The sequence below is a fragment of the Pseudomonas sp. ARP3 genome (assembly GCF_001029595.1).
In the GTDB taxonomy this organism is placed as follows: Bacteria; Pseudomonadota; Gammaproteobacteria; order Pseudomonadales; family Pseudomonadaceae; genus Aquipseudomonas; species Aquipseudomonas rhodesiae.
Genome location: NZ_LEKF01000006.1, coordinates 273,686 through 281,970 on the forward strand (window position 1 = coordinate 273,686; position 8,285 = coordinate 281,970).

Below are 8,285 nucleotides of genomic sequence, written 5' to 3' on the forward strand. Positions count from 1 at the left end.
GATTGGGTTGGAGGTTTGCAGCGCAGTGCCAAGCCGGGTTTAGCAATGCCTTTGGTGGGGCTGCTGCGCAGCCCGGCGCGGGGCAAGCCCGCTCACCACAAAAGCCTGTTCAGCATAAGAGCCTGTACATCACAAAGCTCAGTCACCACAAAAGCCCCTCTTATCCAATCAGTCAGCTCACTACAAACGGGTTAGAACGCGATACCGACCTTGAACCCATACTCGTCACGCTTGAGTTTGGTGTTGTCGGCCACGGGGGAGTCTTCATCCAGTTTGTATTCGGTGCGGGTGTAGTACAGGCCAGCCATCACAGGCAGGTTGCCTTTCTGGTTCATCAGCAGGCTGACTTCCGCGTACGGGTTGGTGCGGTCCTTGAGATCGACGGAATCGCTGCCCAGGCCGTCAACCTTGACTTTGACGCGGCCGTCGAGGGTGTGACGAGCGCCGGCTTCAACTCGCAGGGTCATGTCATCGAACTGGTGGTTGTAGCCCAGTGCCGCCTTGGCAAATGGCGATTTGGTGGTCAGCTCAAGGTCATTGCCGTTGGACTCCGGCTCGTAGCGGGTCCAGCTGTAACCACCGCCCACGATCACATCGACAAAGTTGCGCGCATCCAGCGCGGCACGCCAGCCCAGGTCCAGATCGGCCTGGCCTTCCTTGAGTTTGTTGTCGCTCTTCTCGCCGTATTTAGCTTCGATGCCGGCTTGGTAGATAAAACCGGACTCAGCGGTAAGCTTGTTGCCGAAGTTGTAGAACAGGCCCGCTTCGGGCATGTGGTCCTTGTCGCTCTGGCTGCCGCCTTCGAGTTTGAAATCGTTGTAGCTGCCCTGCAGCCCGAAGATGGAAATCGGGTCGGTGGACGGCGCTGCGAACACCATCGCCGGCGCGGTGGCCAGCGCAAGCAGCGAGGCGTTTTTGAGGAATGATCCGAATAGTTTGGACATCGTTTTACATCTCCTTGTCAGGTGGACAAATTATTCAGGAACCGCTTCGAACCTCCGCGCGCGCAAAAGGTTCGAAAAAATTCACCTGATTTTGGAGGTAAAACGGTTCAGCGAACGCTCTAGATCAAGGCTCTTGGCGGTCTGCGCGAATCAAGTCATCCAATGCGCCGCTCAAACGTGGGTGCTTAGGCACCTGAATGCCGAACGTGTCGCGTAGCAATGCCAGCAGTTCATCGCTGTGTTGCAACGTACGCTTGGCGCTGGGCCTGTCCAGATAGTGAATTGCGTAATGCGCGTTATTCAACGTGTGCCGCTCCCCAACGGCCAGCCGCGCGACTTTGAGCTGCCCCAGAAAGGGCGAGCCAGGGTGGGTCGAGACGTACCAGTTGCCGATTTCGTAATCGATGTCGGCCTGCACTTGCAGGTCGAACACGTATAAGCCGCGCCATTCCCCGGCCACTTCGGCCCACAGCGTATAGCTGCTCTCCTGCGCATCGAATGTCAGGCGGTAAGGCTCATGGGCCGTGGCCTGCGCCGCCTGGGTATCGAGTTGCAACGGGCCGCTCGGCACCATGCCACCAAAGCCCACGTCGGTGATGTAGCGCACTCCGTCCAGGTTCACCAGGCTCAGACGATGGGTACGCGCCGTACGCGCATCCGGCGGGCCGCCCATGACAACCCGGCCGGTGATGCCGCGCGCGTCGAAGCCTAATTCCTGCAATAGCATCAGAAACATCTGGTTCAACTCGTAGCAGTAGCCGCCGCGCCCCTCGAACAATACTTTGTGCTCGACGCTCGGCAGATCGATCGGTACCGGCTGGTGCAGCAGGGTCGACAGGCTCTCAAAGGCAAAGGTGCAAACATGGCGCAATTGCAGGTCTTGCAGAGTTTGCAGGGTGGGCGGTGGCGGAGTTTCGTAGCCCAGGCGTTGCAGGTAGCGCTGGCAATGGGTGAGACGGGGCATGGCACGGTCCTTGAGCACGGGCGAAGGCGTCACTATGCCGCGCCCGCGTGCAGATTGTCATTTTGAATGAACCTTTTTAAACGCCTTCCTATCCATTTATAACAAGTCAGGGAGGCACCATGAGTACCGCAAAAATCTACACCATTAATTATCAGCTGCACGGTCAACCGAAGTCCTTTGTAGTACGCGCCGAAGTGATGAATAACGCCGAGGCCTGGCATTGGGCGGCGGTCGACGCCGACGTTGCCCATGTGAGTCGCATTGGCCGCGTGGGCCATGAGCAAGTCAAAAAAACCACCCGCCCCTGGGCGGAGAAATACGGCATCACCAATGTGACCTGGATGCCGCCTAAATAACCCCATCCCCTAAACCAAAAAGCCCCGCTCAATCGAGCGGGGCCTGCATCACTTCTTTAAGTCGCCCAACGGATCGTAAGGCGGCTTTTTTTCCGGGTGTTCTTTCTTATCCTTGTCCAGCGGCGCGATGGCCGGGCCGATGGGGTCGACCTGCGGATCGGCGACATCCGGCGAGTCCGGGTCGAAACCCAGCTCATCCTTGCCACTGGCGTGCTCGCTGGAGCGCGGGCCTTTGTCTGGAGCGGTCATGGCTATCTCCTCTAGAGCGGACGGGCTTTATCGTGAAGGGTTTCCAGGTCTTGCTCGGCTTGCTCCGTATCGTCGGTGTCCTGACGATGCGCGGGATCATTGGGGCGTAGAGCGTCGTTGTCGCGCTCCTCCTCACCGGGGGTACGGTTGGGGTCTGGCGTGCCGGGCGGTGGCTGTTTGTACTCGGGCATGATGGTTCACCTCGTCATAATGGGTGGCCTGCACCGATTTAGAGAAAGCCCCGCGCACCAACGTTCAACTTGTTTGCCCTGACGTGCGATGATGCCACCCCGCCATCCTCTAGAGACCTGACCCGGATGTTCGAGCTCAAACCCTGTGACCCCGCGCTCTACCGCCAACAGACTCGCCGCAGCACGCTGATCGTGGCGGTGCTGTTCTTGGCCCTGGCCATGGTGCTGTCGAGCCTGGCGGTGACGCTGTTCGGCGAACCCGGCGGGGATAATTTCCGCTTCAACGTTGGCGGCGTATTCGCCGGTGTGCTGATCACCCTGGCTCTGGTGCGTGGCCCATTCTGGGGCCAGGCGTGGCTGGCCCCAGCGGTGTATGGCTGGCAGCTCAAGCGCAGTCTGATGAGCGTGACCAATGTGATGCACAAGGTCACCGAGGGAGTGCAGGCCAATGACCCGACAGCCATGAAGCTACTGCGCTTTTATCACCTGGGGCTGACCCAGATGCATGAGCTGGACGCCAACTCCAGCGTCCAGGCGCAGTTGGTCGGTGAGATGCAGGCCCACGTCAGCAAGATGCAGGCGCTGGGGCTGGACACCGACCAGACCCGCCTGGACCCTGCCTGGCTCGACCGCGTGAAAAGTACCTAAGGCAAACCGGCGCGCATGACCGCTGTAGCGGTTGCCAGGGCAGACAGGGATCAGACCGCCAGCGCGCTGAAGTCCAGGTGCCCGTTCAGGACCGGCGGGCACCAGTAGTAACCGCCGGTCAACGGCGTACTGATGCGGTACAGGCCATCGACAATCCCGTCCTCCAGGCCGCTCATGCGGCGCAGCTGCGCCTCGAAAGCATCGAAGGAATGGCCGAAGGCGAGGAACATCAGGCCGGCCTGACCATTTTCGGCCCACGGCATGGAGCGGCGCACCACAAAGGCCTCAGGGGTGAAGCTCTCCTGGGCGGTGCGTTTGGTATGGGCCGACTCGGGGGCGTCTTCCAGTTCTTCGTTATCGCCGTGGCGGCGGCCGATGATGTGGTCGCGTTCCTGGGCTGGCAACGCGGCGAAACCATCGAGGTCGTGCTGCCATTGCTGAAGGGCGGCGAAGCTGGCGCCACCGTCGGTCAAGGCGGCGTCCACGGCAGCATCGTCGTGAGGGTTTTCGGTGCCGTCTTCATAGTCGGTGAGGTCGAAGCCGGTCTTGTAGCGGAAGCCTTCAATCGACTGCACTAGGCGAAACCCAGGAGCCAGCGCCTTCTCGAACGCGCGACTGCGCAGCAGCAGTTCGCCGCGATCCACACCGTGCAGCCATACCCACAGCGCCTGTTGGGTCGACGGGTTGTGCGCACCCGGCGCGCTTATCGCCGGAAACGGCCGCAAGCCGTCAATGGTTGCGCCCAGTGCAGTGACCAGCGGCTCACCCAACCCGACCACCGCCGTCGCATCCGCCATCCGCACCAATGCGTCCAGCGCAACGGAAACGGCGGCCAGGGAATCCACGGCGAAAAACAGATGGCGGGCCTGCAACGGCACCGGTGCGGCAAGAATGCCCGGCTGGGACTGACTCATATGAACTCCTTCAAGAAAGGCGCGCAGTTTACCCGGCGCCAGTCGCCCTGCGTACTGCAAAGCGCGCAAGCCTTGCCATAGAGCCCTTGGTTGGGTGACTCTCTAGTCAAGCACCAGTCAAGTTTTGTAACTATTACAGGGATAGCGCCATGACCACTCAGCCCTTGCTCGCTCAGCTGTTTCCTACTTCCACCGCCGACATCCCCGAGCAATACCGCCTGGCAGCGCCCATCGAACAGCGTGACTACCTGGTGAACGGCCAGTTGCGGGTGTGGAATGGCCCGCTGGCCCAAGTGCACAGCCCGGTGCAACTGGGTGACCAACGGGTGGTGATCGGCAGCACGCCGCTGCTGGACGCCGACACCGCCCTCACCGCCCTCGACGCCGCCGTGCGTGCCTACGATCGCGGCCAGGGCGAATGGCCGACGATGCGCGTGGTTGACCGCATCCGCCACGTCGAAGCGTTTTTGCGGCGCATGCGCGAGCAGCGCGAGGGGGTGGTCAAGCTGCTGATGTGGGAAATCGGCAAGAACCTCAAGGATTCCCAGAAAGAATTCGACCGCACCTGCGACTACATCACCGACACCATCAACGCCCTCAAAGAGCTGGATCGCCGCTCCAGCCGCTTCGAGCTGGAACAGGACACCCTCGGGCAGATCCGCCGCGTGCCACTGGGCGTGGCGCTGTGCATGGGCCCCTACAACTACCCGCTCAACGAAACCTTCACCACCCTGATCCCGGCGCTGATCATGGGTAACACCGTAGTGTTCAAGCCGGCCAAGCTCGGCGTGCTGCTGATCCGCCCACTGTTGGAAGCGTTCCGCGACAGCTTCCCGGCCGGGGTGATCAACGTGATCTATGGCAGCGGCCGCGAGACCGTTAGCGCGCTGATGGCCAGCGGCAAGATCGATATCTTTGCGTTCATCGGCACCAACAAAGCCGCCAGCGACCTGAAGAAACTGCACCCCAAGCCGCACCGCTTGCGGGCCGCTCTGGGCCTGGACGCGAAAAACCCCGGCATCGTGCTGCCCGAGGTGGACCTGGACAATGCCGTCAGCGAAGCGGTGACCGGCTCGCTATCGTTCAACGGCCAACGCTGCACCGCGTTGAAAATCCTCTTCGTGCATGAAGAGGTGGTCGAGGCTTTTATCGAAAAATTCAACGCACGCCTGGCGACGCTCAAGCCCGGTATGCCGTGGGAAGACGGCGTTTCGCTGACGCCGTTGCCGGAAGTGGGTAAGGTCGATTACCTCAACGGCCTGGTGGCCGACGCGACGCAGCACGGGGCCCAGGTGGTGAATGCCAATGGCGGGGTCAGTCGCGGTTCGTTCTTCTACCCGGCGGTGCTGTACCCAGTGAATCCGCAAATGCGCGTCTACCACGAAGAACAATTCGGCCCGGTGGTGCCGATCGTGCCCTACCGCGACCTGGATACCGTGATCGATTACGTTCTGGATTCGGACTTCGGCCAACAGCTCAGCCTGTTCGGCACCAACGCCGAAGCCATCGGGCGCCTGGTGGATACCTTTGCCAACCAAGTCGGGCGCATCAATATCAACGCCCAATGCCAGCGCGGGCCGGACACCTTCCCCTTCAACGGGCGCAAGAACTCGGCTGAAGGCACGCTGTCGGTACATGACGCGTTGCGCGTGTTTTCGATCCGCACCCTGGTGGCGACCAAGTTCCAAGAGAGCAACAAGGCACTGGTCAGCGAGATCCTGCGCAACCGTGATTCAAGCTTCCTGACCACTGACTACATCTTCTAAGTTCACCTCGGTCAAACAATGTGGGAGAGGGCTTGGATTCGATAGCGGTTGTGTCAGCTAACCGATTTTTTACTGATCCACAGTCATCGGGGGCAAGCCCCCTCCCACATTTGGATTGTTTATATCTGGAGAATTGAGGGTCCTTTGTTATCAATGAATCTGCCGATATTCGCCCGGCGCCTGTTGCGCCCCTTGCTCGACCCCTACCGCCGCTACCGGCATGCCAAGCTGATCCACGCCGTGCGCGTGTCCATCGGCTTGCTAGCCACGATCCTGCTGACCACCGGCATCAACCTGCCCCACGGCGAATGGGCGTCGGTGACCATGTTGATCGTGATCGGCGGGTTGCAGCACCACGGCAATATCGGCAAAAAAGCCGTGGAACGCGCCTACGGCACCTTGATCGGTGCCAGTGTCGGTCTGCTGCTGGTGGTGCAACAGGCTTACTTCGGCCTGCCGCTGCTGACCTATCTGTTGATGTCGGTGGTGTGCGGGTTCTTTTCCTATCACGCCATCGGCAAAGGCGGTTATATCGCGCTGCTGTCAGCGATCACGGTGTTTATCGTCGCCGGCCACGGTGACAACCCGTTGTCGGATGGGTTGTGGCGCACCGTGGATATTCTCATCGGTATCGTCCTGGCCCTGGCGTTCTCCTTCGCCCTGCCGCTGTATGCCGTGTATTCGTGGCGCTATAACCTGGCCAGCGCCCTGCGTGACTGCGCGCAGATCTACAGCCGGATCATCAGCGGAAAGTCGGTCACCGATGATGAACACGTCAAACTGCTCAACCGTTTGAACGCGGCAATGGTGCAACTGCGCTCGCTGATGCCGTCGGTATCCAAGGAAGTGCGCATTTCCATGACTGAACTGGATGCCATCCAGCGTCACTTGCGCCTGTGCATCAGCACTTTGGAAATTCTCGGCAACACCCGTCCCGACCCACGCGATGAGCAAGCCATGGCCCGCATGCAGGCCGCCTTGAAGGCCGAGCATCGGCAGATCCGTGTGCAATTGGTGGGGATGGCGCGGGCATTGAAATCCGGCATGACCGAACGACTGGAGCGCCCAAGTACCGGCACGGGCCGCGAGCGCACGCTGGATGCGCCGGTGTACAGCGCACTGGATGGGTATCGGTTGTTAACGCTGCAACTGGCGGCGAATGTGGATGCCATGCGCCAGCGCCTAGGCAAAACTGCGGGGCACTGGAAAATCTGAACGTCTGTTTCGCTCAAAACGATATTCACACTTTCCCTTACAAATTTTTCACGCTTTATTCACATCCCGAGACGTAGGGTGAAGCCTCATCCGTTACAAATGTTGCACATCAAGCCCGCCGCCCCAGCGGGCTTTTTTTTGCCTCGAAAAAACCGCCGTTCAGCGCGACGCTTTAGCGCTTGGCGCCGCAGCCTCTTCACGAATCGCGCGCTGGGTGTCCAGCACCTTGGCCAGGGCGGTTTCCGCTTCCGGGCTCTGCTGTGGCACGCGGATCGCTGCCGAGACCAGGGTAATCAGCTTGGCCATGACTTCCGCGTCGGTGGCCGGGCGGCCGAGGCTCATGGAATTCATCAGCAGGCGCAGCTCGGTACCGGCCATCACCCCAGAGATCGCTTTGAGTGCAAATTGCAGGCGCACCCCCAGCTCGTTGCGAGGTAAATCCGGCAAGGCCAGGGCGAAGGCTTCGAAGAAGCGTTGGAACACCGGTTGGTAATGCACTTTGAGGTATTCCTGGATAAACGGCGACGTATCGCTGTAGACGCGCCCCAGGAACCGAATGAACGAGCGCCCTTCTCCACTGGCAGGGTCGCTGCGCTCCAGGCCCATGGCCGGAGCGAAAAGCACGCCGAGCAAGGTGTCGCAGTCCAGCGGGCCATCGGATTCGGCTTCACAACGTGCCAACAATTCCAGGCGCTGTTCGTTGAGCGGCTCCAGGCGCTGCATCAGCAGGGTTTTCATCAGGGAATCCTTGTCCCCGAAGTGGTAATTCACCGCAGCCAGGTTGACCTGGGCACGCTCGGTAATCTGCCGTAACAAAACCGCGTCGTATCCGTACTTGATGAAGAGAGCCTCTGTCGCATCCAGCAAGCGAGTCTTGGTAACGTTTGGAGCGCTGAGTTTCTTCGCGACCATTAGGGAAACTCTGAAGAAGACTTCCTGATTTTGGCAAAATGTCCGGACTCCACCCGCCGAGTTTTCCGATGAAGCAGATGACCTTCGCCGACGCCGAGTACGCCGGCAAGCGCAAACAGACCCGCA

10 protein-coding genes are annotated in these 8,285 nt (G+C 60.4%); 4 read left to right on the forward strand and 6 right to left on the reverse strand.

Annotation, left to right across the window (positions count from 1 at the left end; translation table 11 throughout):
• Positions 1 to 191 precede the first annotated feature (191 nt).
• Positions 192 to 944, reverse strand: a complete 753-nt coding sequence (locus tag ABX75_RS10405) for an outer membrane beta-barrel protein (protein ID WP_034098710.1) — start codon at positions 942 to 944, stop codon at positions 192 to 194.
• 124 nt (positions 945 to 1,068) lie between these two features.
• Positions 1,069 to 1,908: an arylamine N-acetyltransferase gene (locus tag ABX75_RS10410; protein WP_047881877.1), complete on the reverse strand. Its 840-nt coding sequence runs from the start codon at positions 1,906 to 1,908 to the stop codon at positions 1,069 to 1,071.
• Positions 1,909 to 2,027: 119 nt separating this feature from the next.
• Between ABX75_RS10410 and ABX75_RS10415 the strand changes: the two genes are divergently transcribed.
• On the forward strand, positions 2,028 to 2,264 hold the full coding sequence (locus ABX75_RS10415; RefSeq protein ID WP_034098712.1) for a DUF6555 family protein: 237 nt from the start codon (positions 2,028 to 2,030) through the stop codon (positions 2,262 to 2,264).
• A 48-nt stretch (positions 2,265 to 2,312) separates the two neighbouring features.
• Here the strand turns inward: ABX75_RS10415 and ABX75_RS10420 are convergent, their stop codons facing one another.
• Positions 2,313 to 2,513: a DUF6021 family protein gene (locus ABX75_RS10420; RefSeq protein WP_034098715.1), complete on the reverse strand. Its 201-nt coding sequence runs from the start codon at positions 2,511 to 2,513 to the stop codon at positions 2,313 to 2,315.
• Positions 2,514 to 2,524: 11 nt separating this feature from the next.
• The gene (locus ABX75_RS10425; RefSeq protein ID WP_034098717.1) at positions 2,525 to 2,704 is read right to left on the reverse strand and encodes a hypothetical protein; all 180 of its coding nucleotides are present in this window, start codon (positions 2,702 to 2,704) and stop codon (positions 2,525 to 2,527) included.
• 126 nt (positions 2,705 to 2,830) lie between these two features.
• On the opposite strand from ABX75_RS10425, the gene ABX75_RS10430 reads away from it, so the two are divergent.
• Entirely contained in the window at positions 2,831 to 3,352 is a 522-nt protein-coding gene (locus ABX75_RS10430; RefSeq protein WP_047881878.1) for a DUF3087 domain-containing protein, read from the forward strand.
• 50 nt (positions 3,353 to 3,402) lie between these two features.
• Here ABX75_RS10430 and ABX75_RS10435 read toward each other — a convergent pair whose 3' ends face one another.
• Complete coding sequence (locus ABX75_RS10435; RefSeq protein ID WP_047881879.1) at positions 3,403 to 4,266, reverse strand: Dyp-type peroxidase; 864 nt, start codon at positions 4,264 to 4,266, stop codon at positions 3,403 to 3,405.
• A 149-nt stretch (positions 4,267 to 4,415) separates the two neighbouring features.
• On the opposite strand from ABX75_RS10435, the gene ABX75_RS10440 reads away from it, so the two are divergent.
• Both ABX75_RS10440 and ABX75_RS10445 read left to right on the forward strand, forming a co-directional pair.
• Complete coding sequence (locus ABX75_RS10440; protein WP_034098723.1) at positions 4,416 to 6,032, forward strand: NADP-dependent glyceraldehyde-3-phosphate dehydrogenase; 1,617 nt, start codon at positions 4,416 to 4,418, stop codon at positions 6,030 to 6,032.
• 153 nt (positions 6,033 to 6,185) lie between these two features.
• A complete protein-coding gene (locus ABX75_RS10445; protein ID WP_047881880.1) occupies positions 6,186 to 7,247 on the forward strand; it encodes an FUSC family protein in 1,062 nt (353 codons plus the stop codon).
• 159 nt (positions 7,248 to 7,406) lie between these two features.
• Here ABX75_RS10445 and ABX75_RS10450 read toward each other — a convergent pair whose 3' ends face one another.
• Positions 7,407 to 8,159: a TetR/AcrR family transcriptional regulator gene (locus ABX75_RS10450; RefSeq protein WP_034098727.1), complete on the reverse strand. Its 753-nt coding sequence runs from the start codon at positions 8,157 to 8,159 to the stop codon at positions 7,407 to 7,409.
• Between the last annotated feature and the right edge of the window lie 126 nt (positions 8,160 to 8,285).

Excerpts from the sequence above, each read along its gene's own strand:
- ABX75_RS10445 (WP_047881880.1), top strand. The coding sequence starts at position 6,186 with ATGAATCTGCCGATATTCGCCCGGCGCCTGTTGCGCCCCTTGCTCGAC.
- ABX75_RS10440 (WP_034098723.1), top strand. The coding sequence starts at position 4,416 with ATGACCACTCAGCCCTTGCTCGCTCAGCTGTTTCCTACTTCCACCGCC.
- ABX75_RS10435 (WP_047881879.1), bottom strand. The coding sequence starts at position 4,266 with ATGAGTCAGTCCCAGCCGGGCATTCTTGCCGCACCGGTGCCGTTGCAG.
- ABX75_RS10415 (WP_034098712.1), top strand. The coding sequence starts at position 2,028 with ATGAGTACCGCAAAAATCTACACCATTAATTATCAGCTGCACGGTCAA.
- ABX75_RS10425 (WP_034098717.1), bottom strand. The coding sequence starts at position 2,704 with ATGCCCGAGTACAAACAGCCACCGCCCGGCACGCCAGACCCCAACCGT.
- ABX75_RS10405 (WP_034098710.1), bottom strand. The coding sequence starts at position 944 with ATGTCCAAACTATTCGGATCATTCCTCAAAAACGCCTCGCTGCTTGCG.
- ABX75_RS10450 (WP_034098727.1), bottom strand. The coding sequence starts at position 8,159 with ATGGTCGCGAAGAAACTCAGCGCTCCAAACGTTACCAAGACTCGCTTG.
- ABX75_RS10430 (WP_047881878.1), top strand. The coding sequence starts at position 2,831 with ATGTTCGAGCTCAAACCCTGTGACCCCGCGCTCTACCGCCAACAGACT.
- ABX75_RS10410 (WP_047881877.1), bottom strand. The coding sequence starts at position 1,908 with ATGCCCCGTCTCACCCATTGCCAGCGCTACCTGCAACGCCTGGGCTAC.
- ABX75_RS10420 (WP_034098715.1), bottom strand. The coding sequence starts at position 2,513 with ATGACCGCTCCAGACAAAGGCCCGCGCTCCAGCGAGCACGCCAGTGGC.